21 protein-coding genes are annotated in these 23,043 nt (G+C 67.3%); 12 read left to right on the plus strand and 9 right to left on the minus strand.

Annotated features, from left to right (window positions below; genetic code table 11):
- Window positions 1-65: 65 nt before the first annotated feature.
- The 3 genes from J3A72_RS09775 to yidD are packed head-to-tail and all read right to left on the minus strand — an operon-like array spanning window position 66 to window position 2,513.
- Window positions 66-911, minus strand: a complete 846-nt coding sequence (locus tag J3A72_RS09775; RefSeq protein ID WP_032956132.1) for a M23 family metallopeptidase — start codon at window positions 909-911, stop codon at window positions 66-68.
- Complete coding sequence (locus tag J3A72_RS09780; RefSeq protein WP_032956131.1) at window positions 911-2,257, minus strand: dihydroorotase; 1,347 nt, start codon at window positions 2,255-2,257, stop codon at window positions 911-913. The genes J3A72_RS09775 and J3A72_RS09780 overlap by 1 nt, the downstream gene beginning before the upstream one ends.
- Window position 2,258: 1 nt before the next feature.
- Complete coding sequence (gene yidD, locus J3A72_RS09785) at window positions 2,259-2,513, minus strand: membrane protein insertion efficiency factor YidD (protein WP_014037867.1); 255 nt, start codon at window positions 2,511-2,513, stop codon at window positions 2,259-2,261.
- 271 nt (window positions 2,514-2,784) lie between these two features.
- On the opposite strand from yidD, the gene dksA reads away from it, so the two are divergent.
- A complete protein-coding gene (gene dksA / locus J3A72_RS09790) occupies window positions 2,785-4,011 on the plus strand; it encodes an RNA polymerase-binding protein DksA (protein ID WP_075076325.1) in 1,227 nt (408 codons plus the stop codon).
- A 555-nt stretch (window positions 4,012-4,566) separates the two neighbouring features.
- On the opposite strand, the gene J3A72_RS09795 is transcribed toward dksA, so the two are convergent.
- Genes J3A72_RS09795 through cysS form a run of 3 tightly spaced genes read right to left on the minus strand, consistent with a single transcriptional unit; the run spans window position 4,567 to window position 7,695 of the window.
- Entirely contained in the window at window positions 4,567-5,814 is a 1,248-nt protein-coding gene (locus J3A72_RS09795) for an MFS transporter (protein ID WP_032956128.1), read from the minus strand.
- Complete coding sequence (locus J3A72_RS09800; RefSeq protein WP_053495087.1) at window positions 5,811-6,263, minus strand: SufE family protein; 453 nt, start codon at window positions 6,261-6,263, stop codon at window positions 5,811-5,813. The genes J3A72_RS09795 and J3A72_RS09800 overlap by 4 nt, the downstream gene beginning before the upstream one ends.
- 55 nt (window positions 6,264-6,318) lie before the next feature.
- Window positions 6,319-7,695 (minus strand): cysteine--tRNA ligase, encoded by a 1,377-nt coding sequence (gene cysS / locus J3A72_RS09805; protein ID WP_014647791.1) that lies wholly within the window; start codon window positions 7,693-7,695, stop codon window positions 6,319-6,321.
- Window positions 7,696-7,883: 188 nt separating this feature from the next.
- Here cysS and J3A72_RS09810 point away from each other — a divergent pair, with 188 nt between their 5' ends.
- From J3A72_RS09810 to J3A72_RS09860, 11 genes are all read left to right on the plus strand, one after another.
- Entirely contained in the window at window positions 7,884-8,447 is a 564-nt protein-coding gene (locus J3A72_RS09810; RefSeq protein ID WP_014647790.1) for a hypothetical protein, read from the plus strand.
- A 331-nt stretch (window positions 8,448-8,778) separates the two neighbouring features.
- A complete protein-coding gene (locus J3A72_RS09815; RefSeq protein ID WP_014647788.1) occupies window positions 8,779-9,789 on the plus strand; it encodes an N-acetylornithine carbamoyltransferase in 1,011 nt (336 codons plus the stop codon).
- Between the two features lie 119 nt (window positions 9,790-9,908).
- A complete protein-coding gene (locus J3A72_RS09820; protein ID WP_014647787.1) occupies window positions 9,909-11,105 on the plus strand; it encodes an argininosuccinate synthase in 1,197 nt (398 codons plus the stop codon).
- Window positions 11,106-11,256: 151 nt separating this feature from the next.
- A complete protein-coding gene (locus J3A72_RS09825; protein WP_032956124.1) occupies window positions 11,257-12,345 on the plus strand; it encodes an acetylornithine deacetylase in 1,089 nt (362 codons plus the stop codon).
- A gap of 75 nt (window positions 12,346-12,420) precedes the next feature.
- Entirely contained in the window at window positions 12,421-13,749 is a 1,329-nt protein-coding gene (locus tag J3A72_RS09830) for an acetylglutamate kinase (RefSeq protein WP_049406136.1), read from the plus strand.
- Window positions 13,750-13,753: 4 nt separating this feature from the next.
- Entirely contained in the window at window positions 13,754-14,353 is a 600-nt protein-coding gene (locus J3A72_RS09835) for a GNAT family protein (RefSeq protein ID WP_014647784.1), read from the plus strand.
- Window positions 14,350-15,303: an N-acetyl-gamma-glutamyl-phosphate reductase gene (argC, locus tag J3A72_RS09840; protein ID WP_046431732.1), complete on the plus strand. Its 954-nt coding sequence runs from the start codon at window positions 14,350-14,352 to the stop codon at window positions 15,301-15,303. The genes J3A72_RS09835 and argC overlap by 4 nt, the downstream gene beginning before the upstream one ends.
- Window positions 15,304-15,323: 20 nt before the next feature.
- On the plus strand, window positions 15,324-16,619 hold the full coding sequence (gene argH / locus J3A72_RS09845) for an argininosuccinate lyase (RefSeq protein WP_014647782.1): 1,296 nt from the start codon (window positions 15,324-15,326) through the stop codon (window positions 16,617-16,619).
- Window positions 16,619-16,882: a YciI family protein gene (locus J3A72_RS09850; RefSeq protein ID WP_014647781.1), complete on the plus strand. Its 264-nt coding sequence runs from the start codon at window positions 16,619-16,621 to the stop codon at window positions 16,880-16,882. The genes argH and J3A72_RS09850 overlap by 1 nt, the downstream gene beginning before the upstream one ends.
- 11 nt (window positions 16,883-16,893) lie before the next feature.
- Window positions 16,894-18,051, plus strand: a complete 1,158-nt coding sequence (gene proB, locus J3A72_RS09855) for a glutamate 5-kinase (protein ID WP_053495084.1) — start codon at window positions 16,894-16,896, stop codon at window positions 18,049-18,051.
- Window positions 18,048-19,319, plus strand: a complete 1,272-nt coding sequence (locus J3A72_RS09860; protein WP_014647779.1) for a glutamate-5-semialdehyde dehydrogenase — start codon at window positions 18,048-18,050, stop codon at window positions 19,317-19,319. The genes proB and J3A72_RS09860 overlap by 4 nt, the downstream gene beginning before the upstream one ends.
- A 112-nt stretch (window positions 19,320-19,431) precedes the next feature.
- Here J3A72_RS09860 and pgaD read toward each other — a convergent pair whose 3' ends face one another.
- Genes pgaD through pgaB form a run of 3 tightly spaced genes read right to left on the minus strand, consistent with a single transcriptional unit; the run spans window position 19,432 to window position 23,043 of the window.
- Window positions 19,432-19,902 carry a poly-beta-1,6-N-acetyl-D-glucosamine biosynthesis protein PgaD gene (gene pgaD / locus J3A72_RS09865; protein WP_014647778.1) on the minus strand — a complete coding sequence of 157 codons (471 nt, stop codon included), beginning with the start codon at window positions 19,900-19,902 and terminating at the stop codon, window positions 19,432-19,434.
- Entirely contained in the window at window positions 19,899-21,149 is a 1,251-nt protein-coding gene (gene pgaC, locus J3A72_RS09870; RefSeq protein WP_169410987.1) for a poly-beta-1,6-N-acetyl-D-glucosamine synthase, read from the minus strand. The genes pgaD and pgaC overlap by 4 nt, the downstream gene beginning before the upstream one ends.
- A 7-nt stretch (window positions 21,150-21,156) precedes the next feature.
- Window positions 21,157-23,043 (minus strand): poly-beta-1,6-N-acetyl-D-glucosamine N-deacetylase PgaB, encoded by a 1,887-nt coding sequence (gene pgaB, locus J3A72_RS09875; RefSeq protein WP_209572011.1) that lies wholly within the window; start codon window positions 23,041-23,043, stop codon window positions 21,157-21,159.

Genomic DNA, 23,043 nt, shown 5'->3' on the forward strand with positions numbered 1-23,043 from the left:
CGCTGGCCGGCATCCAGCAGGGCGCGGAAGAGGATGAGGTTGCCGGCCAGCGGCCGGCACTACCGTTACTTGCGCTCCAGCACCAGCAGCGGGTCGATACGGGTCTCGAACCAGTTCATGCCCCAGTGCAGGTGCGGGCCGGTGGCACGGCCGGTGGCGCCGACCGCAGCGATCACCTGGCCCTGTTCAACCCGGTCGCCGACCTTTACGTCGATGCGCGAGAGGTGCAGGAAGTTGGAGCTGACCCCGAAGCCGTGGTCGAGCAGCAGCGTACCGCCGGTCAGGTACAGGTCCGGCCCGGCGAAGGTGACGATGCCGGCGGCCGGTGCCTTCACCGGGGTGCCGGTCGGTACCGCGATGTCCATGCCCGAATGACCGGCACCGGGCTGCCCGTTGTACACGCGGGCATTGCCGAAGCGACCGCTGATGCGGCCCTGCACCGGCCAGATGAAGGTCTGGGTGAAGTCGGTGCGGTCGTCATCGCGGGCACGCGCGGCGGTCACCTGCGCCTGTTCGCGCTTGATCCGCTCGGCAATCGCCGGCGGCGGATTGACCGTCTTCGGCGGCACGCCGTTGACCCGCTCGGTGGGCCAGTCGCGCGGCGTCACCGCAATGGTCGCGGTCTCGCTGCCACCATCGGGGCGCTGCACCTGCACGCGCAATGGTCCCTTCTCGTCACGGCCGATGCCGAACACCACGCTGCCGTAGCCGCTCACCCGCAGCTGGCGACCGGCGTACTGCACGCGGCTGCCGGCGGGAACCTTGCCGATCACCAGTGCGCCCTGCGACGCACTGGCCGGGAACACCACGCGGCTGTCGATCAGGCTGCCAATGCCATCCTGCGCCTGCGCCGCGGGTACGGAAAACAGGGGCGCGGCCAGCAGCGCCCCGATCAGAAGTGCCGAGCGCATCAGCGGTTGTAGGTCATGCGCTGGCCGGCGGGTTCGCCCACCAGGTTGCTGCCGTCCCACACCAGCTGGCCGTTGACCCAGGTGGAGGCGACGCGCGAACGGAAGGTGGTGCCCTCAAACGGCGACCAGCCGCACTTGGACAGCACGTCCTCGCGCTTGACCGTGAACGGCACGTCTTCGACCAGGACCAGATCGGCGAAGTAGCCTTCGCGCAGGAAGCCACGTTCTTCCACGTCGAACAGCTGCGCCGGGGCGTGGGCGAACTTCTGCACCACCTGCTCGCGGGTCAGCTTGCCTTCGTGCACGCGCTCCAGCGCGGCCACCAGCGCGTACTGCACCAGTGGCAGGCCGGAGGGGGCCTGCGCGTAGGGCTTCTGCTTCTCTTCCCAGGTGTGCGGCGCGTGGTCGGTAGCCAGCACGTCCAGCACGTCGTCGGCCAGCGCAGCGGTGATCGCCTCGCGGTCGGACACTTCCTTGATGGCCGGGTTGCACTTGATCAGGTTGCCCTTGGTCGCATAGTCCGGGCGCGCGAAGTGCAGGAAGTGCACGCAGGTTTCAGCGGTGATCTGCTTGCGGCTGCCATCGGCGCGGATCAGCGGGCCCTTCTCGAACAGCGCCAGTTCATCGGCGGTGGAGATGTGCAGCACGTGCAGGCGGGTGCCGTGTTTGCGCGCCAGCGACATCGCCAGGCGGGTCGACTTGATGCAGGCTTCGCGCGAGCGGATGTCCGGGTGCATGTCCGGGGTCAGCGCATCGCCGTACTTTTCCTGGAAGGCCTTCAGGTTGGCATCGATCATCGGCGTGTCTTCGCAGTGCGTGATGATCGGGGTCGGGCATTCGCGGAAGATCGCGTCCAGCGTTTCGGGGTTGTCGACCAGCATGTTGCCGGTCGAAGCACCCATGAACACCTTCACGCCCGGCGCCTTCTTCGGGTCCAGCGCACGGATGGCGTCCAGGTTGTCATTGCTGGCGCCGTGGTAGAAGCCGTAGTTGGCCCAAGCGCGGCCGCGCGCGAGCTCGTACTTGGCTTCCAGGATGGTCGAATCCAGCGTCGGCGGGTTGGTGTTGGGCATGTCCATGAAGCTGGTCAGGCCACCGGCCACGGCCGCCGCCGATTCGCTGGCGATGTCGCCCTTGTGGGTCAGGCCCGGTTCGCGGAAGTGCACCTGGTCATCGATCATGCCCGGGAGCAGCCAGCGCCCGGCCGCGTCCACCACCTGCTCGCCGTCGCGCGGCGCCAGCCCGTTGCCGATCTGCGCGATGCGGCCGTTCTCGATGCGCAGGTCGCCGTCGAAGGTGCGGCCTTCGTTGACCATGCGGGCATTGGTGATGAGGGTGGAGGACATGTCAATGTTTTCCTGTGCAACGGCAAGAGGGGGCGTTGGGGGACTCGGGCACGGGGTCGAAGCCGCCGGGATGGAACGGGTGGCAGCGGCCCAGCCTGCGCGCAGCCAGCCAGCTGCCGCGCAGCGGGCCGTGCCGCGAGATCGCGTCCATCGCGTATTCAGAACAGCTCGGCACGAAACGGCAGCGGGGCCCCAGCAAGGGGCTGATGAAGCGCTTGTAGAAGCGCAGCAGGGCAATGAGCAGGCGCGAGATCACCCAGTCATCTTATGCCAGTTGGCATGAAGGCCGCATTTGTGCAGGATGGGCCGTTGGTCGCATGTCGCCGATGGCCTGCGACCGGTACCAGCACCGTCGGGTGCTGGCCAGGTTCCGTACCGCGCAAGGCGGTCCGTGTTCGTCGGACTGCCCATTGGGCGCCTTGGCTCCAGGACTGAATGGAGCAGGGTGCCGAGGTTGCTGCTGCGGGTCGGGTAGGCTATAAAGGCCCGCTTTCCCGGGCCCCGGGGAATCCAAGGAAGAGCGTTTCGTGGCTGCTAAAAAAACTGCAAAGAAGGCCGCAACGGCCGCCAAGAAAACCGCCAAGCCTGTTGTGAAGAAGTTGGCGGCAAAGCCCGTTGCCAAGAAGCCGGCGAGCAAGCCGGCGACCAAGGCAGCGTCCTCGCAACCGGCGGCCAGGAAGGCCACCGCAAAGAAGACGCCGGTCAAGGCAACCAAGCCGGTGGCGAAGAAAGCCGCTGCGCCCGCCAAGGCCAAGCCAGCCGCTGCCAGCAAGAAGGCGCCGGTGAAAAAGGCCGTCAGCAAGGCTGCGCCGGTGAAGAAGACCGTCGCCAAGCCGGTGGTCAAGAAGGCAGCAGCCAAGCCGGCGCCGAAGGCGGTGGTGAAGAAGGCTGCAGCCAAGCCGGTCGCCAAGCCGGCGGCAAAGAAGGTCGCTGCGGCCAAGCCGGTCGCCACGCCTGCCGCTGCAAAGAAGGTTGCCAAGAATGTTGCCGCACCGGCCGTAAAGCCGGCCCCGGCCCCAGTAGTGAAGTCCGCACCGAAGCCTGCTGCCAAGCCGGCTCCGGCCAAGCCTGTCCCGGCCAAGACCGTGGCAGTGGCAGCAGCCCAACCGGCCTCCAAGCCGGCCCCGGCCGCCGCTCCTGCCGCTTCGAAGGCCCCGCAATCCAAGAATCCCGTGCCCGTTTCGAAATCGCCTGCCAAAACCGCCGTGAAATCCGATTCCGCCCCGAAGACCGTGTCGCGCCCTGTCGGCAAGGTTGCCGTGGCCGTCGCCGCCCGCTCGGCAGCACCGGCCCCGCGCAGCAAGTACAAGGTGGTCGAATACAAGACCGACGAGGCCACCGGCCGCCCGATCCTGCCGGCTGGCTACAAGCCGTCCTCGGAAGAGGAATACATGAGCCCGCTGCAGCAGGAGTATTTCCGCCAGCGCCTGCAGAACTGGCGCGCGGACCTGGTGGAAGAGTCCAAGCAGACCATCGAGAACCTGCGCGAGGAAGTGCGTGACATCGGCGACGAAGCCGAGCGCGCGACCCGCGAAACCGAGAACTCGCTGGAACTGCGTACCCGCGACCGCTACCGCAAGCTGATCGGCAAGATCGACAGCACCCTGAAGCGCCTGGAAGCGGGCGACTACGGTTACTGCGTCGACACCGGCGAAGAAATCGGCCTGGAGCGCCTGGAGGCGCGCCTGACCGCCGAGCGCACCATCGATGCCCAGGAGCGTTGGGAGCATCTGCAGAAGCAGCAGGGCGACTGATTCCTGATCGTTGTCTGGTCATGCAGAAAACCCGGCTTCGGCCGGGTTTTTTGTTGGGTTCGAGTTGGCTGTGTAGAGCGCCTTCCGGGTATCGGGTGGAGCCTGCGGGTGGGTCCGATGTAGAGCCGAGCCCACGCTCGGCTCAGGCCGAAGCCGGAGGGCAAGGAAGAGCAAAAGCAAAAGCAAAGGCAGCCAAGCATGGCTTGGCTCTATCAGGAGCGGTCTTGCGTGCGCTCGCGGCTGTTGGGTCCGCCTTGTAGCGAGCCGAGCACCGCAGGGGAATCAGGGGCGAGGAGGCGGCTCTATCCTGTAGAGCCGACTGCTGGTCGGCTGGCTCTCCGCGCCGTCCCCTGATTCACCGAGGAGCACAGGGCACCGGCGCGCAGCGCCGGCTCGCGGATGGCGGAGCGTTTCTTTGGTTACTTTTCTTTTCGCGCGAAAAGAAACGCGACACCCCACCGCGGTCGCGGAAAGAGCCCGCCGGGCATGGCCCGGCGCTATCGGCGCGTGGGCGCACGGAAATACGCAGCCGAGCATGGGCTCGGCTCTACAGGCTCACTGCAGGTCGCGAAGATTCAACTTCCGCAGCGTCGGGTTCTTCCACGCGGTGATCCCGGCCACGCTCAGCACCGCGAACCCGCCCAGCACCACGGCCGGTACCAGGCCGAGCAGCTTCGCCATCGTGCCGGCATAGAACGCGCCCAGCTCGTTGGACGAACTGATGAAGATGCCGTTGATCGACGATACGCGACCGCGCATTTCTTCCGGCGTGGCCAGCTGCAGGATGGTCGAGCGGATCACCACCGAGACGCCATCGAAGGCGCCGTAGAACAGCAGGATCAGCGCCGACAGCCAGAAGTGCTGCGACAGCCCGAAGCTGATCACGCACAGGCCGAAGCCGGCCACCGCGAACAGCAGCACGCGGCCGGCATTGCGGTGCAGCGGGTGGCGGGCCAGCCACAGGCCCACGCACACCGAGCCCAGCGCCGGCATCGCGCGCAGGATGCCCAGGCCTTCCGGGCCGTGGTGCAGGATTTCGTGCAGGAACGCCGGCAGCATCGCCACCACGCCGCCCAGCAGCACCGAGAACATGTCCAGCGCCATCGCGCCGACCATGATCCGGTTGCCGACCACGAAGCGCGCGCCTTCGGCGATGCTCTTGAAGATCGGCGCGGCAGGTCCGGTGTGCACCGGCTCCTCCACTTTCAGCGTGGCCAGGCAGGCCATCGCCACCAGCGCGAAGGCGGTGGCCACCGCGTAGGACAGGCCCTTGCCACCGAAGCCGACCAGCACGCCGCCCAGTGCCGGGCCGGCGATCATGCCGGCCTGGAATACCACCGCGCCCAGGCCGGCGCCACGCGCGAACTGGTCACGGGCCAGTACGCGGGCGAACAGGGCGTTGTAGATCGGCGACAGGAAGGCGCGGACCATGCCGGTCAGCGCAATGGCTGCGTAGATCGGCCACACGCCGTCGATCGGCAGCCAGCCCATGGCCACGCTGGTCAATACCAGTGCGGTGGCGATCAGTCCGCAACAGGCGACCATGCCCAGGCGGCGGCGCGGCAGGTGATCCACCAGGTAACCGGCGAACGGCGCCACGCAGAAGAACGGCAGCACCTCGGCCAGGCCGATCAGGCCCAGCGAGAACGGATTGCGGGTGACTTCGTAGATGTGCCAGCCGACGGTGACCGCGACCACCTGGTAGGACAGCATCGCGAAGATGCGGTACGCCAGCAGCCTGGCGAAACCGGGCCGGGACAGCAGGCCCAGCGCGCTGTCTTCGGCTGTGGCAGGCTCGCTCACGACGGGTCGCGCTGCAGCTGGGCCTGCGCGGTCTCGCGGATGAAGGCCAGCATCGCCGCCACGCCGTTGCTGCGGGTCGGCGAGAGGTGGCGGGCCAGGCCGATGTCCTGGATGTAGCTCGGCTGGGTGGCCAGGATCTCCTGCGCCGAGCGCCCGGAGTACACACGCAGGGCCAGGAAGATCAGGCCTGAGACAATCGCCGAATCACTGATGGCATGGAAGCGCAGCGACTGCGCGTTGCCTTCGGGCACGATCCAGACCATCGACTGGCAGCCGAGCAGGCGATGCTCTTCGGTCTTCCATTCTTCCGGGAAGGCCGGCAGCTTGCGGCCGAGGTCGATCAGGTACTGGTAGCGCTCGGACCAGTCGCCGAAGAAGCCGAATTCCTCGGCGATGGCAGCCTGTGCCTCGGCGGCGGTGGGTTCAAGCGGGAACGGGGAGTCGGTCACAACAGTCTCTACGGTGGGGGGCGTGGCCGGCGTACCGGCCACGGGGCAGGGCGGGTCAGCCGCGCTTGCGCGACCAGCGCACGCCCTGCGGGGTGTCTTCCAGCACGATGCCTTCGGCGGCCAGCTGGTCGCGGATGGCGTCGGAACGGGCGAAGTCGCGCGCCTTCTTGGCAGCGGCACGCTCATCGATCAGGCCCTGGATGCGGGCATCGTCGCCGCCGTCGCTGGCCGCAGTGCCGAACCACTGCGCTGGATCGGCCTGCAGCAGGCCCAGTGCCAGTCCTGCGCCGAGCAGTTCACCCTTCAGGCGCGCCTGCTCGGCCGGATCGGTGGCACGACGCGCATCGGCGGCGATGCGGGCCACTTCGGCCAGTGCCTGCGGAGTGTTCAGATCGTCATCCAGGGTCGCCTCGACCGTGGCCGGGATCGCAACGACCGCCTCGACTGACGCCAGTTCGCGCAAGGTGCCGTACAGGCGGTCCAGGGTGCGCACCGACTGTTCGATCAGGCCATCGGACCAGTCCAGCGGTTGCCGGTAGTGGGCCGACAGCAGGGCCAGGCGCAGTGCTTCCGGCGGGTGCTGGCGCACCAGGTCGTGCACGCGCTCGATGTTGCCCAGCGACTTGCTCATCTTGGCGCCGCCGAAGTTGAGCATGCCGTTGTGCAGCCAGAAGCGGGCGAAGATCTTGCCGCCGTGGGCGCACTCGCTCTGCGCAAGCTCGTTCTCGTGGTGCGGGAACTGCAGGTCGACGCCGCCGGCATGGATGTCGATGGTCTCGCCCAGGTGGGCGGCGGCCATTGCCGAGCACTCGATGTGCCAGCCCGGGCGGCCACGACCCCAGGGCGACGCCCAGCCGGGCAGGTCGTCGCTGGACGGCTTCCACAGCACGAAATCACCCGGATCACGCTTGTACGGGGCCACGTCGACACGGGCGCCGGCCAGCATTTCGTCCGGATCGCGGCGCGAGAGCTTGCCGTAGCCATCGAAGCTGGCCACCGCGAACAGCACGTGGCCTTCGGCAGCGTAGGCATGCCCGTTGGCGATCAGCTGCTCGATCATGGTGATGATCTGCGGAATGTGCGCGGTCACCTCCGGCTCGATGTCCGGCGGCACCACGCCCAGCGCGGCCATGTCCTCACGGTAGGCGGCGGCAAACCTGTCGGTGATGGTGCTGATCGGTACGCCCTGCTCGCGCGCGGCGGTGTTGATCTTGTCGTCCACGTCGGTGATGTTGCGCGCGTAGCGCAGGCCACCGAAACGGCGCCGCAGCAGGTCGGCCAGCACCCCGAACACCACCGGGCCACGGGCGTTGCCGATGTGCACGTAGTTGTAGACCGTCGGGCCGCACACATACAGGGTCGGACAGGCCGGATCGAGCGGGGTGAACGGTTCGAGCTGGCGAGTCAGGTTGTTGTGCAGGCGCAGGGTCATGGGGCTGTGGCTGGGGGACAAGCCTGTGATTTTAGAACGTGTCGGCCCCCTTTGGGGGCACCCGTTGCCACCGGTGGACGCCGGGGCCACCCGGGGTGGGGTGGGCAGGAGCGGCGTGGACGGGTAATGTTCAGCCCCTTGCGCTCGCCACTGCCTACACTATTGCCGTGTCCTTGCTCCCGTCGCCAATGAAATCCACCGCGTTGCTGACCCTGGCCTGCCTGTCGGCGCTGCCCGCCGTGGTGCTGGCGCAGGAGGCCGAGCCCCGCAACCGGGTGGTGATCGTTGAGAACGTGAAGTTCGACTACGCCCAGGTGCTGAACGTGGAGCCGGTGTTCCAGACCCTGCGCGCGACCCGCACCGAGGAGCACTGCGAGCCGGTGTCGACCCGGACCCTGGCCCCGGTGAACGTGACCGGCGAGGAGCCGGTCGAGGACAAGGGCCGGATCAGCCGCTTCTGGGACTCGGTGCGCTCGATGTTCAAGCGCAGCGACGAAGAGGCCGTTGAGGAGCCCGGAGCCGAGACGCCGGCCCCGGCACCGGCCAACACTGGCCCGATGCTGACCCGCGACTGCCGCATCGTGCCGGTGGGGCGTGAATTCCGCCGGCCCATCGCCTACGACGTGGATTACGTTTACAAGGGCACCAAGTACCGTTCGCGGCTGCCGGAAGACCCCGGCAACCGGCTCAAGATCCGGGTGTCGATCACGCCCTGGGTCGGCCCGGAGCAGGGCACGGCCAGCAATCCCTGATTCTGGGACCCCGGCCCTTGCGCCGGCCTCGGCCGCATGCAAAGATGGTTGACCATGAAGCTCACCGACTTCCAGCACGACAGCAGCGCAGCCCGACAGGCGTCGGGCATGACCTCGCGTGCGCGTCGACCGGAACCCCACATCCTCGCTGGGTAACCGGAGCTTTTTGCTGTTCGTCCGAAAAAACCCAGCCCGCCGGCTGGGTTTTTTCGTTTCCGCGCTTCGAAAATGCATCTTCTGAAAGCTGCAACTGCAATCTTCCCGCTCCACCTTTGATTCCTGTTTTCCCTTCCACCGCGTCGAAACCGGCGCCGCCACGCAAGGAAAGATGATGTCCCCCAAGCACTTCCTGAACACCCAGGACTGGAGCCGCAGCGATCTCGACGCGCTGTTGACCCAGGCGGCGCTGTTCAAGCGCAACAAGCTCGGCGACCAGCTCAAGGGCAAGTCGATCGCGCTGGTGTTCTTCAACCCGTCCATGCGCACCCGCACCAGCTTCGAACTGGGCGCGTTCCAGCTCGGTGCCCACGCGGTGGTGCTGCAGCCGGGCAAGGATGCGTGGCCGATCGAGTTCAACCTCGGCACGGTGATGGACGGCGATACCGAAGAGCACATCGCTGAAGTGGCCAAGGTGCTGGGTCGCTACTGCGACATCATCGCCGTGCGTGCGTTCCCCAAGTTCATCGACTGGGCCTACGACCGCCAGGACATCGTCCTCAACAGCTTCGCCAGGTACTCGCCGGTGCCGGTCATCAACATGGAGACCATCACCCACCCGTGCCAGGAGCTGGCCCACATCATGGCCCTGCAGGAGCACTTCGGCACCCAGGACCTGCGTGGCAAGAAGTACGTGCTGACCTGGACCTACCACCCCAAGCCGCTGAACACCGCCGTTGCCAATTCGGCGCTGACCATCGCCACCCGCATGGGCATGGACGTGACCCTGCTGTGCCCGACCGCCGACTACATCCTCGACGAGCGTTACATGGGCTGGGCCGAGCAGAACGTGGCCGAGAGCGGCGGCTCGCTGAAGATCAGCCATGACATCGACAGCGCCTACGCCGGCGCCGACGTGGTCTACGCCAAGAGCTGGGGCGCGCTGCCGTTCTTCGGCAACTGGGAACCGGAGAAGCCGATCCGCGACCAGTTCAAGCACTTCATCGTGGACGAGCGGAAGATGGCGCTGACCAACAATGGTGTGTTCAGCCACTGCCTGCCGCTGCGCCGCAACGTGAAGGCCACCGACGCGGTGATGGATTCGCCGCAGTGCATCGCCATCAACGAAGCCGAGAACCGCCTGCACGTGCAGAAGGCGATCATGGCGGCGGTTGCCGGGCGCTAGATCGAACAAGGGGTAGAGCCGACCGTTGGTCGGCTGCTCCCGCAGCGGCGCATCCAATATTCCAGCCGACCAACGGTCGGCTCTACCGAATTCCCATCCCCCAAGTGGACCTGACCCCCATGAGCAACAAAGACGTCGTTCTCGCCTTCTCCGGCGGCCTGGATACCAGCTTCTGCGTGCCGTACCTGCAGGAGCGCGGCTACAACGTGCACACCGTGTTCGCCGACACCGGCGGCGTCGATGATGAAGAGCGTGACTTCATCGAGAAGCGCGCCGCCGAACTGGGCGTGGCGAGCCACCTTACCGTCAACGGTGGCCCGGCCATCTGGGAGGGCTTCGTCAAGCCGTTTGTGTGGGCCGGCGAAGGCTACCAGGGCCAGTACCCGCTGCTGGTCTCGGACCGCTACCTGATCGTCGATGCCGCGCTGAAGCGTGCTGCCGAGCTGGGCACCAACATCATCGCCCACGGTTGCACCGGCATGGGCAACGACCAGGTCCGCTTCGACCTGGCCGTGAAGGCGCTGGGCGACTACCAGATCATCGCGCCGATCCGCGAGATCCAGAAGGAACACACCCAGACCCGCGCCTACGAGCAGAAGTACCTGGAAGAGCGTGGCTTCGGCGTGCGCGCCAAGCAGCAGGCCTACACCATCAACGAGAACCTGCTGGGCCTGACCATGTCCGGCGGCGAGATCGACCGGTGGGAAGCTCCGGGCGAGGGCGCGCGTGGCTGGTGCGCACCGCGCAGCGAGTGGCCGGAGCAGGCCCTGACCGTGACCCTGAAGTTCGTTGAAGGCGAAGCCGTCGAACTGGACGGCAAGGCGCTGCCGGGCGACCAGATCCTGGCCCAGCTCAACAAGCTGTTCGCCCCGTACGGCGTGGGCCGCGGCGTCTACACCGGCGACACCGTGATCGGCCTGAAGGGCCGCATCGTGTTCGAGGCCCCGGGCCTGGTTTCGCTGCTGGCCGCACACCGTGCGCTGGAAGATGCGGTGCTGACCAAGCAGCAGAACCGCTTCAAGCCGGACGTGGCACGCAAGTGGGTGGAGCTGGTGTACGAAGGCTTCTACCACGACCCGCTGAAGACCGACATCGAAGCCTTCCTGAAGTCCTCGCAGGCCAAGGTCAACGGCGAAGTGGTGCTGGAAACCCGTGGTGGCCGCGTCGATGCGGTGGCCGTGAAGTCGCCGCACCTGCTCAACACCAAGGGCGCCACCTACGCGCAGTCGGCCGACTGGGGCGTGGAGGAGGCTGAAGGCTTCATCAAGCTGTTCGGCATGAGCTCCACCGTTTACGCGCAGGTCAACCGCGGTTGACCTGTGACGGGGTGCCGGCCGCTGGCCGGCGCCTCGCAACGTCGATGGAGGGTAGTGCCGGCCGCTGGCCGGCTCGTGGCACGGCTGGATCATTGCGGAGCCGGCCAGCGGCCGGCACTACCGATTTCGAACCCTACGGATATTCAGACACATGCTTGAACAGACGCTCGATCACCTGCAGGCCCTGGTGTCCTTCGACACCCGCAACCCGCCGCGTGCGATCACCACCGGTGGCATCTTCGATTACCTGCGCGACAACCTGCCCGGCTTCAACGTCGAGGTGATCGACCATGGCGCCGGTGCAGTCAGCCTGTACGCCGTGCGCGGGACGCCGAAGTACCTGTTCAACGTGCACCTGGACACCGTGCCGGACTCGCCGCACTGGAGTGCCGACCCGCATGTGATGCGCCGCCTGGACGACCGCGTGGTCGGCTTGGGCGTGTGTGACATCAAGGGCGCCGCCGCTGCGCTGGTGGCGGCGGCCAATGCCAGCGATGGCGATGCCGCCTTCCTGTTCTCCAGCGACGAGGAAGCCAACGATCCGCGCTGTATCGCCGCGTTCCTGGCCCGTGGCCTGCCGTATGAAGCGGTGCTGGTGGCCGAGCCGACCATGAGTGAAGCGGTGCTGGCGCATCGTGGCATCAGCTCGGTGCTGATGCAGTTCGCCGGCCGCGCCGGCCATGCGTCCGGCAAGCAGGACGCGGCCGCCAGCGCGCTGCACCAGGCCATGCGCTGGGGCAACCGTGCACTGGACCATGTGGAATCGCTGGCCTCGGCCCGCTTCGGCGGGCTGACCGGGCTGCGCTTCAACATCGGTCGCGTCGAAGGCGGGATCAAGGCCAACATGATCGCACCGGCTGCTGAGGTGCGCTTCGGGTTCCGCCCGCTGCCGTCGATGGACATCGATGGCCTGCTGGCGACCTTCGCCGGTTTCGCCGAACCGGAAGCCGCCGTGTTCACCGAAACGTTCCGTGGCCCCAGCCTGCCGGCCGGTGACATCGCCGAGGCCGAGAACCGCCGCCTGCTGGCGCGCGATGTGGCCGATGCGCTGGAGCTGCCGATCGGCAACGCGGTGGACTTCTGGACCGAGGCCTCGCTGTTCTCCGCCGGTGGCTACACCACGCTGGTGTTCGGCCCGGGCGACATCGCCCAAGCCCACACCGCCGATGAGTTTGTGACGCTGGAGCAGCTGCAGCGCTACGCCGACGCCGTGCATCGCATCATCGCCGCCGGCGCCTGATCGACCCTACAACGCCGCCCGGCCCTGGCCGGGTGGAACTGCAACGCGGCGACCGCCGCCTGTGACGAAACCGAAATGTCTCCTGCCCTCCAGCCCCACCGCCAGACCCGCCAGACCATCGTGCGCCTGCTTTCCAGCATGGCCAGCGCGAAGGAGATCAGCCAGTACCTCAAGCGCTTCTCGCAGCTGGACGCCAAGCGCTTCGCCGTGGTCAAGGTCGGCGGCGCGGTGCTGCGCGACGACCTCGACGCGCTGACCTCCTCGCTGTCGTTCCTGCAGGAAGTCGGGCTGACCCCGATCGTGCTGCACGGCGCCGGCCCGCAGCTGGATGCCGAACTGTCGGCCGCCGGCATCGAGAAGCAGACCGTCAACGGCCTGCGCGTGACGTCGCCGGAAGCGCTGGCGATCGTGCGCCGGGTGTTCCAGCAGTCCAACCTGCGCCTGGTCGAGGCGTTGCAGCAGAACGGCGCGCGCGCCACCTCGATCACCGGCGGCGTGTTCGAGGCCGAGTACCTGGACGTGGACACCTACGGCCTGGTCGGCGAGGTGAAGAAGGTCAACCTGGCACCGATCGAGGCCAGCCTGCGTGCCGGGTCGATCCCGGTCATCACCAGCCTGGGCGAGACCGCTGGCGGCCAGATCCTCAACGTCAACGCCGACTTCGCCGCCAACGAGCTGGTGCAGGAACTGCAGCCGTACAAGATCATCTTCCTGACCGGCACCGGCGGCCTGCTGGACGAGCAGGGCAACGTGATCGATTCGATCAACCTGTCCACCGAGTACGACCACCTGATCGCGCAGCCGTGGATCCACGGCGGCATGAAGGTGAAGATCGAACAGATCAAGGATCTGCTCGACCGCCTGCCGCTGGAATCGTCGGTGTCGATCACGCGCCCGGCCGATCTGGCCAAGGAACTGTTCACCCACAAGGGTTCGGGGACGCTTGTGCGCAAGGGCGAGAAGGTGCTGCGCGCCACCGCCTGGAACGCGCTGGACCTGCCGCGCCTGAAGGGCCTGATCGAATCCAGCTTCGGCCGCACCCTGGTGCCGGAGTACTTCGAAAAGACGAAGCTGCTGCGCGCCTACGTCAGCGAGAACTACCGCACCGCGGTGATCCTCACCGACGAGGCCGAGGGCGTGTACCTGGACAAGTTCGCCGTGCTCGACGATGCGCAGGGCGAGGGCCTGGGCCGCGCGGTCTGGAACGTGATGCTGGAGGAAACCCCGCAGCTGTTCTGGCGTTCGCGCCATGGCAATCCGATCAACCACTTCTATTACGCTGAATCCGACGGCTGCTACAAGCAGGACCACTGGAAGGTGTTCTGGTTCGGCGCCGACGGCATCGACCGGATCAAGACCTATGTCGACCATTGCGCCCGGCGCGCGCCGAGCCTGCAGGGCTGAACACATGAACCATGCCGACTGGACCAAGGTCCCTACGCTGGCGGGCACCCATGCGCGGCTGGAGCCGCTGCAGATGGGGCATATCGATGGCCTGCGCGGCGCGCTTGGCGATGGCGCGTTGTCCAGGCTCTGGTACACCCAGGTGCCCGATGCGAAGACCATGGCCGGCTACGTGCAGGCAGCGCTGCAGGCGCAGGCCGAAGGCAGGGTGCTGCCGTTCGTGGTGTTCGATGCCAACGACCAGATTGTCGGTACCACCCGCTACTACGATCTGCAAGCGGACGTGCCGCGCCTGAGTATCGGTTACACCTGGTATGGCGAGTCTGCGCAACGCACCGGGGTCAACACCGAGACCAAGCTGATGCTGCTCAGCCACGCGTTCGAGCGGTTGCAGTGCCTGAGCGTCGTGTTCGAGACCAGCTGGTTCAACTTCACCTCGCGCACCGCCATCGCACGCCTCGGCGCCAAGCAGGATGGCGTGCTGCGCAACCACAAGCGGCATGCCGACGGCACGCCGCGCGACACCGTCATCTTCTCCATCATCGATGCGGAATGGCAGGGCGTGAAGCGCCACCTGCAGTACCGCCTGGACAGCCACGCATGAACGATTCGACTTTCACCCTGGGCATCGTCGGGGCCCGCGGCCATACCGGCGCCGAGCTGATCAAGCTGGTGGCCGCCCATCCGCGCCTGGAACTGGCCTTCGTCTCCTCGCGCGAGCGCGCCGGGCAGCGCCTGTCCGACCACCACCCGGAATTCCAGGGCGAGCTGCAGTACGAGAACCTGGATGCCGACGCGGTGGCCGCCAAAGCCGTGGACGCGGTGATCCTAGCCCTGCCCAACGGCCTGGCCGCACCGTTCGTGGCCGCGCTTGAAGCCGCCAAGCCGGACACCGTCATCGTCGATCTCTCGGCCGACTACCGCTTCGACAACAGCTGGTATTACGGCCTGCCGGAGCTGACCCGCGGCCGCTACAACGGCCAGAAGCACATCAGCAACCCGGGCTGCTATGCCACGGCGATGCAGCTGGCGGTGCATCCGCTGCTGGACCTGCTGGCCGGCCCGCCGCAGTGCTTCGGTGTCTCCGGCTACTCCGGTGCCGGTACCACGCCGTCGGACAAGAACAACGTCGAACTGCTGGCCGACAACCTGATGCCGTATGCGCTGACCAACCACGTGCACGAGCGCGAGGTGTCGGTGCAGCTGGGCGTGGCCGTCGAGTTCATGCCGCACGTCGCGCCGCATTTCCGCGGCATCACGCTGACCGCCAACCTGTGGCTGAACCGCGTGCAGACCCGCGAACAGATCGTCGAGCGCTTCCAGCAGGCCTATGCCGGCGAACCCCTGATCGAAGTGGTGGATGAAGCGCCGTGGGTCAGCCGCATCGCCGGCCGCCACGGTGCCCAGGTCGGTGGCTTCACCCTGGCCCCGGGCGGCAAGCGGGTGGTGGTGGTGGCGACCTTGGACAACCTGCTCAAGGGCGCGGCCACCCAGGCCATGCAGAACCTCAACCTTGCGCTGGGCATCGACGAACTGACGTCGATCCCGCACTGAACACGCCTTCCGGAGCCCCCATGGCAGACCTTCTTTGGCAGAAGCCCGGCGTCGCTGTCGACGCCCAGATCCAGACCTTCCTCGCCGGCGACGATGTGATCCTCGACCGCGAGTTCTTCCTGCATGACATCGCTGCCAGCGCCGCGCATGCGCAGGGCCTGCAGCACATCGGCATCCTCAGCGCCGACGAGCTGGCAGGCCTGCTGCGCGAGCTCGACGTGCTGGCGCAGGATTTCCGTGAAGGCCGCTTCGTGCTGGATACGCAGTACGAAGACGGTCACTCAGCAATCGAAGCGCGTTTGACCGAACGCCTCGGCGACGCTGGCCGCAAGATCCACACCGGCCGCAGCCGCAATGACCAGATCCTGGTCGCCACCCGCCTGTGGCTGAAGGAGAAGCTGCTGCGCGTGGCCGGGCTCAGCACCGACGTGGCCAAGATCGCGCTGGACCGTGCGCAGGCCGAGAAGGACCTGCCGATTCCCGGCTATACCCATATCCAGCGCGCCGTGGTCTCTTCGGCCGGCATGTGGTGGGCCGGATGGGCCGAGGCCTTCATCGACAACGCCATCCGCGCCCGTGACACCCATGCGCTGGTCGACGCCAATCCGCTCGGCACCGCCGCCGGCTACGGGGTGAACCTGCCGCTGGACCGCGAGCACACCACGGCCGCGCTCGGTTTCGCGCGCATGCAGATCTCGCCGATCTACGCACAGCTGTCGCGCGGCAAGTTCGAGCTGGCCGCGCTGGAAGCACTCGGTGGCGCTACGCTGGACCTGCGCCGCATCGCCTGGGACCTGTCGCTGTTCACCAGCGCCGAGTTCGGCTTCGTCGCGCTGCCGGCGCAGTACACCACCGGCAGTTCGATCATGCCCAACAAGCGCAACCCGGACGTGATCGAGCTGATGCGTGCGACCCACGCCAGCGTCGCCGCCGCGCGCACCGAGATCGAGCAGCTGCTGTCGCTGCCTTCGGGTTATCACCGTGACCTGCAGTCGTCCAAGGGCGCCATCTTCCACGGCTTCGGCCGTGGCCTGGCCGCGCTGGAACTGCTGCCGGCGCTGCTGGCCAATCTGGAGTGGCGTGACGACAGGCTGCGCGCAGCGATCGATTCGGGCATGTATGCCACCGACGTCGCCGTGGAAGCGGCGGTGGCCGGTGTGCCGTTCCGCGAGGCCTACAAGGCCGCTGCAGCCGGTGCCGACAGCGCAGGGCAGGGACGTACCCCGGAAGGCAGCCTGGCTGCGCGTGTATCGCCGGGCTCGGCTGCCGATCTGCGCCTGGACGAACTGCGCGCACGCTGGCAGGCGCTGTCCTGATGGCGGGCACTGTCTATCTGGTGATGGCGATGCGCCGGCCGGACTTCAACGATGCGGCGGTGCAGCCGCACCGCGATTTCCTCGAGGCGTTGCAGGCACAGGGAAAGCTGCAGCTGACCGGTGGTTTCGCCGATGGCAGCGGTGGCGCCTATGTGCTGTGCAATGTCGAGAGCCTGGAACAGGCGCGGGCCATCGTCGCCACCGATCCGCTGGTGACGATGCACGCTTCCGAGCTGACCGTGCACGAATGGAATACCCGTTGAGGCCCTGACCGATGACCGTGCACGCCGCCACCGTCGCTTCGCCGTTCCCGCAACAGGCGCTGCCGCCATGGCGGCGTGCGGTGCTGAAGGTTGGCAGCAGCCTGCTGGCGGCCGATGGTGGCGGCCTGTCGCCACGCCACGCGCTGGGCCTGGCCCAGTTTGTATCCGCCAACGTACTGGCTGGGCGCGAGGTGGTGATCGTCTCCTCCGGCGCGGTTGCGGCGGGGCGCGCGATCCTGCCGCGGGCCGATGAACCCGGTGCGGCGATGGCGGCGCGGCAGGCCCTGGCCGCGCTCGGCCAGGCGCAGCTGATCGGGCTCTGGCAGCGCTTCTTCGAGCGCCCGGTGGCGCAGGTGCTGCTGACCCACGACGACCTGCGCAACCGCCGCCGCTACCTCAATGCACGCGCCACGCTGAGCGAACTGCTGCGGCTGGGTGCGCTGCCGGTGGTCAACGAGAACGACACCGTATCGGTGGACGAGCTCAAGCTCGGTGACAACGACAACCTGGCCGCGACCGTGGCCGCGCTGGTCGATGCCGATGCACTGTTCATCGCCACCGACATCGACGGCCTGTACAGCGCAGATCCGCGCACCGTGGCCGACGCGCGGCCACTGCACGACGTGCCGGAACTGAGTGACGATGTGCTGGCGATGGCCGGCGGCGCCGGCTCGCGCGCCGGCACCGGCGGCATGCGTACCAAGCTGGAGGCGGCGGCCAAGGCAGGCCGCCTCGGCATCGAGACCTACCTGTTCAACGGCCGCAGCAGCGATGTGGTGCGCGCGCTGGCGCAGGACCGCCTGTTCGGCACCCGCATCCACGCCGCACGCAGCCGCGAGGCTGCCCGCAAGCACTGGCTGCGGCACGCGCCGCTGGCCGAGGGCGCGATCGTCGTCGATGCCGGTGCGGCACAGGCGATGCGGGAGAAGGGCGCCTCGCTGCTGCCCGGCGGCATCACCGCTGCCGAGGGGGCATTCCGCCGCGGCGACATGGTGCAGGTGTGCTGGATCGCACCGCAGGGGCGTGTCTGTGTCGCCCGCGGCGTCAGCCAGTACGCGGCCGACGACGTGCGCCGGATCGCCGGCCATCATTCGCGCGACATCCAGGCCGTGCTGGGCTACAACTACGGTGGTAGCGTCGTCCATCGTGACGACCTGGTGCTGCCATGACCGGTTTGAAGGACACCCCGATGAGCGAAATCGAAGCCCAGGCGCGCGCCTGCCGTGATGCAGCGCAGATCGTTGCCGGCCTAGACAGTGCGGCGCGACGCACGCTGCTGCTGGCGATGGCGCAGGCCCTGGAAGTAAATGCCGGACTGATCCTGGCCGGCAACGCACGCGACCTCGCCGCCGCGCGCGACAAGGGCGTTGGCAGTGCCATGCTCGACCGCCTCGCACTGGACCCGCCGCGGCTGTTCGCGATGGCCGAGGCGGTGCGCGAGGTGGCCGCGCTGCCTGACCCGGTCGGCCAGGTGACGCGCGACGACGTACGTCCCAACGGCATCCGTGTGCAGAAGGTGCGCGTGCCGCTGGGCGTGATCGCGATGATCTACGAGGCGCGCCCGAACGTGACGGCCGAAGCCGCCGCGCTGTGCCTGAAGGCCGGCAATGGCGTGATCCTGCGCGGTGGTTCCGAAGCGATCCACTCCAATACCGCCATCGCCCAGGCGCTGGCCGGTGCATTGAAGGCCAACGGCGTACCGCCGGCGGCGGTGACCGTGCTCACCGACCTGCGCCGCGAGGCGATGCTGGAACTGCTGCAGCTGCATGAGCTGATCGACCTGGCCATTCCGCGTGGCGGCGAAGGCCTGATCCGTTTCGTGGCCGAGCACGCGCGCGTGCCGGTGATCAAGCATTACAAGGGGGTGTGCCACCTGTTCGTGGACGCCAGCGCCGACCTCGGCAAGGCCATCGACCTGCTGGTGGACGGCAAGTGCAGCCGGCCGGCGGCGTGCAATTCGCTGGAGACGCTGCTGGTGCACCGCGCCGTGGCTGACGCGTTCCTGCCGCGCGTGGCGCAGGCGCTGGGTGAGCGTGGGGTGCAGCTGCGCGCCGATGCGCAGGCGCAGCCGTTGCTGCCGGGCAGCACGGCGGCGACCGAGGAGGATTACGCCGCCGAGTTCCTCGATCTGGTGCTGGCGGTGCGCGTGGTCGATGATCTTGATGCAGCCATCGCGCACATCCGCACCTATACCTCCGACCACACCGAAGTGATCGCCACCGAGGACACCGGCCACGCCGAGCGCTTCGTCAACGCGCTGCGCTCGGCGGTGGTGATGGTCAACGCTTCGTCGCGCTTCTCCGATGGTGGCCAGCTGGGCCTGGGCAGTGAGATCGGTATTTCCACCACGCGCCTGCACGCCTACGGCCCGATGGGCTTGGAAGCCCTCACCGTTGAACGATTTGTCGTGCGCGGCGAAGGGCAGACGCGTACATAAGTGGATCCACGCCGCGCGTAGATGCTCTTCGCGGCAAACCCCGGTGCCGACCAAGGCCGGCAGCTACCAGGCCCAAGCGCCGACCAAGGTCGGCAGCTACCAGGTCGTCGGGTTACACCACCTCGCGGCGGATTCCGACCGGCCGTGCGTGATCATCCATGTGCAGCGTGGCGGCCTTGCAGCCCATCAGGCGTTCGGCCAGCCCGGTGCTGGCGCCCAGATCGGCGGCCACTTCGTTGAGGCTGGCCAGGGGCCGCGGCAGGCGGCGTTCGCGGCCACGGAAGCGGGCGCGGTTGTACTCGGCCCAGGCGATCAGCAGCACGCTGGCGCACAGCAGCATCAATGGCAGCGCGACCAGCACGTACGGGTCGAACTGGTTCTGCCGTTCGTAGAGCTGCCGCCAGGCCAGCTGGCCACCGATCAACCACGAGAGCAGGGTCACCAGGGGGGCCCACAGATAGAAGTAGAAGCCCCAGAACGCCAGGGTGACGAAGCCCCAGGCCGTGCGCTGGAAGTGTGGCTGGCGATGCGGCTTGCGGATCATCCGCGAGTCGAAGCGGTTGGACGGGCGTTGCGCGTTCATCGGATCCCCCGGTCAGGGCTGGTCCAGGTGGCGCGCTTGCTGCGACGGCGCAGCAGCGTCTTGGGCAGCGCCACCAGGGTGGTGGAAAGGCTGATCAGCCAGTACGCCATCGGGTACCAGATGACCCAGAAGTAATTGCGTCCAATCTGTGTTTCGTAACGCCGGTCGATGATCAGGCTGCTGGCGAACTGCAGCAGGCAGACCAGCGCCAGGATCACGCCATGCCACTCCGGCAGCAGGCTGGCGATATGCAGCTGCGGCGGCAGCTCGATGAACTTGCCCAGTGCCCACAGCAGCACGATGAACAGCATCGTGTAGGCCCAGACCACGCTCAACACGTACTCCAGCAGCACGCCCCACATGCGCCGCTCTTTCCAGTGCAGCAGCGAGCGCGCGTGGCGCAGCATCACTTCCACGCCGCCCTGGGCCCAGCGCAGGCGCTGCCGCCAGAGGCCCTTGAGCGTCTCCGGCATCAGGATGAAGCACAGCGCATTGGGGTCGTAGCGGATGTCCCAGTGCGCGCGCTGCAGGCGCCAGCTGATGTCGATGTCCTCGGTCACCATGTCATCCGACCACCAGCCGACCTGGTGCAGGGCAGTGCGGCGGAAGCCGGCGATCACGCCGGAGATGGTGAAGATGCGGCCATACACGCGCTGTGCCCGCTTGATCATGCCGATGATCGAGGAGAATTCCGCCACCTGCAGGCGTCCGAGCAGGGTGGAGCGGTTGCGGATGCGCGGGTTGCCGGTGACCGCACCGACCCGGTTGCCACTGACCAGGTGCCAGACCATCCAGTGCAGTGCATGCTCTTCCAGCATCGCATCGCCATCGATGCACACCAGGTACTCCGAGCGTGCGGCCAGTGCGCCCATGCGCAGCGCATTGGCCTTGCCCAGGTTGCGGTCCAGGTGCAGCACGCGAAGCCGTGGATGCCTTGCCGCCAGCGCATCCAGCCGTGCGCCGGTGTCATCGCTGCTGCCATCGTCGATGGCGATCACTTCGTAATCGGCGGGGTAGCGCTGGGCCAGCGCCGCAGTGAGCGTGTCGTCCAGGTTTTCTGCTTCGTTGTGGCAGGGCACCAGCAAGGTCGCGAAGGGAGGGGCGATCATCAAGGGCGGATCGTTGCGCGGACGTGAGTGACGCTCGCGCCGGAAGTAGTAGTACAGGCCACCGGACATCCAGAAGAACGCCATCACCATCGGGTAGTAGAAGGCGAACTGGAACAGGACCTGCAGCAGCGGATGCATGTCCACGTCACTTCTCCGGGTACGGGAAGTTGCCGGCGGACATTGCCGCGCGGGCATCGCGGGTGGAGGGCTGGTCGGCGATGAAGTCATCGGGGTACCAGGCGAAGTGGTGCACGCCCTGCGCCTGCAACTGGCGGATCTGCGCACGCAGGCGCCCGGCGGGAATCGGCTGCCCGCTGCGCCAATCGACGGTCTGCAGCTCGAACAGCGTGTGCTGAAGCTGCGGGTCGTGCGCGCGTACCGCGGCCAGCAACTGGTCGAGCCAGCGCTCGGGGTGCCTGCTGCCTTCCATCCACGGCATCGCCATCAGCGCCGTCTGGTCGTAGGCCTTGTTGAACAGGTCCAGGCGCTGCGCGAACCAGGCTTCGCTCTGCGGGCGGAGTACCGGCTCGGCATACAGGTTGCGCACCGTTGCCAGTTTCGGCCGCCAGCGCTGCGCGCTGTTGCGCAGGGCCAGGGTGAAGTCGATCAGTGCCTGGGTACGTGCGCTGCCATCTTCGCCGGCCGCCAGGGCGGGCAGCTCGGTGTCGCGCAGGTAGCCGTCGTCATGGAAAAGCAGGCCTTCGAAGTAGGAATTGACCGCCAGGTCCTCGTAGATGTCGAGCATGATCTGCCTGGCCTTCGGGTTGGTGAAATCCAACCGGTACATGCCGTCGGCATCCCCATTGCGGATCGCCAGCACCTTGCGCTGCTCCGGGTCGGGCAGTTCGAAGCCGAGCACTGGCAACCACGCGTAGACCTTCACGCCCGCGCGGGATTTCAGCTGCCAGGCGACGCGGCTGAACAGGTCCGCCCGCATCGGCATGTGCCGGTTCGGGAAATACAGCGCACCGGCGGTGTTGTTGCCGTCCGGGTCGGCAAAGGCCTGCAGATAGACATGGGTCGGCGCGATGCGCTTGACCCGCTCGATCAATGCATCGAGATTGCGTGCCTGCTGCGCTGGATCCGGGTCATACATGTCATCCAGATCGATCTGCAGGGCGCGGATGCCATCGAGCGCCACGTCACGGCGCAGTTCGTAGGCCAGGCCTTCCACGGTCGGGTTGTTGCTCACCAGCAATCGTGCCAGCCCGTGCAGGTCGCTGGCCACTGGCGTGCTACGGCCTTCCAGGTCGAACGAAACCGGCATGCCCAGCTGCTCGGCGATGTCGTTGCTCAACTGGTTGTACGCGGCATATGGCCAGACGATGGCGCGCGGGCGCACGCCCAGGTGCTGCTGGATGCGCTGCACGCTGCGCGAAAGATCAGTGCGCAGGCGCTGCTCATACTGTGTCCCGCTCTCGTAGCTGCGCGTGGCCGGGGTGTAGATGCGGGTGACCACGGCGGGCGTGGAGTTTCCCTGCGGATTGGCAAGCACGCCGTGGTGCAGGTCGTCGGTATGGCTGGCCACTTCGATCAGGCCACTGTCGTGCATCTGCTTCAGCTGCGCCCAGGTCACGAAGTCATCATGGCCGAACGGGCGGTAGCCGTAGTCGATGGTGCGGCCCGGTGCCATGTCCACGTAATCGGTGATCACCGCCACCAGGGCCGGGTAGTGGTAGGCCTGCAGCAGCGGGAACGCCTTGTCGTAGACGCTGCGCAGGCCATCGTCGAAGGTCAGCAGCACCGGCTTGGGAGGCAGCGTGGCGCGGCCCTGCGAGGCCTCGATCAGCTGCGACAGCGAAACCGGGTGGTAGCCGTGCGCGCCCAGCCAGTCCAGGTGCGCGGCGAAGTTCTGCGTGCTCACCGCATAGGAATCGGCATCACCCTTGGCGGCCACCTTGTCGCGGATGTCGTGGTAGCTGAGGATCAGCAGGCCGTTGTCGATCGCATCAAGATGCAGGGGCTGCTGCGCGAACGCCGGTGGCACGCAGGCCAGCAGCAGGAGCACGATCAGTCGCAGGAAGCGGGCCAT

Source organism: Stenotrophomonas sp. PvP093, assembly GCF_017876915.1.
Lineage (GTDB): Bacteria > Pseudomonadota > Gammaproteobacteria > Xanthomonadales > Xanthomonadaceae > Stenotrophomonas > Stenotrophomonas muris.

Excerpts from the sequence above, each read along its gene's own strand:
- J3A72_RS09775 (WP_032956132.1), bottom strand. The coding sequence starts at position 911 with ATGCGCTCGGCACTTCTGATCGGGGCGCTGCTGGCCGCGCCCCTGTTT.
- J3A72_RS09780 (WP_032956131.1), bottom strand. The coding sequence starts at position 2,257 with ATGTCCTCCACCCTCATCACCAATGCCCGCATGGTCAACGAAGGCCGC.
- cysS (WP_014647791.1), bottom strand. The coding sequence starts at position 7,695 with ATGACCCTGCGCCTGCACAACAACCTGACTCGCCAGCTCGAACCGTTC.
- J3A72_RS09810 (WP_014647790.1), top strand. The coding sequence starts at position 7,884 with ATGAAATCCACCGCGTTGCTGACCCTGGCCTGCCTGTCGGCGCTGCCC.
- J3A72_RS09815 (WP_014647788.1), top strand. The coding sequence starts at position 8,779 with ATGTCCCCCAAGCACTTCCTGAACACCCAGGACTGGAGCCGCAGCGAT.
- J3A72_RS09820 (WP_014647787.1), top strand. The coding sequence starts at position 9,909 with ATGAGCAACAAAGACGTCGTTCTCGCCTTCTCCGGCGGCCTGGATACC.
- J3A72_RS09825 (WP_032956124.1), top strand. The coding sequence starts at position 11,257 with ATGCTTGAACAGACGCTCGATCACCTGCAGGCCCTGGTGTCCTTCGAC.
- J3A72_RS09830 (WP_049406136.1), top strand. The coding sequence starts at position 12,421 with ATGTCTCCTGCCCTCCAGCCCCACCGCCAGACCCGCCAGACCATCGTG.
- J3A72_RS09835 (WP_014647784.1), top strand. The coding sequence starts at position 13,754 with ATGAACCATGCCGACTGGACCAAGGTCCCTACGCTGGCGGGCACCCAT.
- argC (WP_046431732.1), top strand. The coding sequence starts at position 14,350 with ATGAACGATTCGACTTTCACCCTGGGCATCGTCGGGGCCCGCGGCCAT.
- argH (WP_014647782.1), top strand. The coding sequence starts at position 15,324 with ATGGCAGACCTTCTTTGGCAGAAGCCCGGCGTCGCTGTCGACGCCCAG.
- J3A72_RS09850 (WP_014647781.1), top strand. The coding sequence starts at position 16,619 with ATGGCGGGCACTGTCTATCTGGTGATGGCGATGCGCCGGCCGGACTTC.
- proB (WP_053495084.1), top strand. The coding sequence starts at position 16,894 with ATGACCGTGCACGCCGCCACCGTCGCTTCGCCGTTCCCGCAACAGGCG.
- J3A72_RS09860 (WP_014647779.1), top strand. The coding sequence starts at position 18,048 with ATGACCGGTTTGAAGGACACCCCGATGAGCGAAATCGAAGCCCAGGCG.
- pgaD (WP_014647778.1), bottom strand. The coding sequence starts at position 19,902 with ATGAACGCGCAACGCCCGTCCAACCGCTTCGACTCGCGGATGATCCGC.
- pgaC (WP_169410987.1), bottom strand. The coding sequence starts at position 21,149 with ATGCATCCGCTGCTGCAGGTCCTGTTCCAGTTCGCCTTCTACTACCCG.
- pgaB (WP_209572011.1), bottom strand. The coding sequence starts at position 23,043 with ATGGCCCGCTTCCTGCGACTGATCGTGCTCCTGCTGCTGGCCTGCGTG.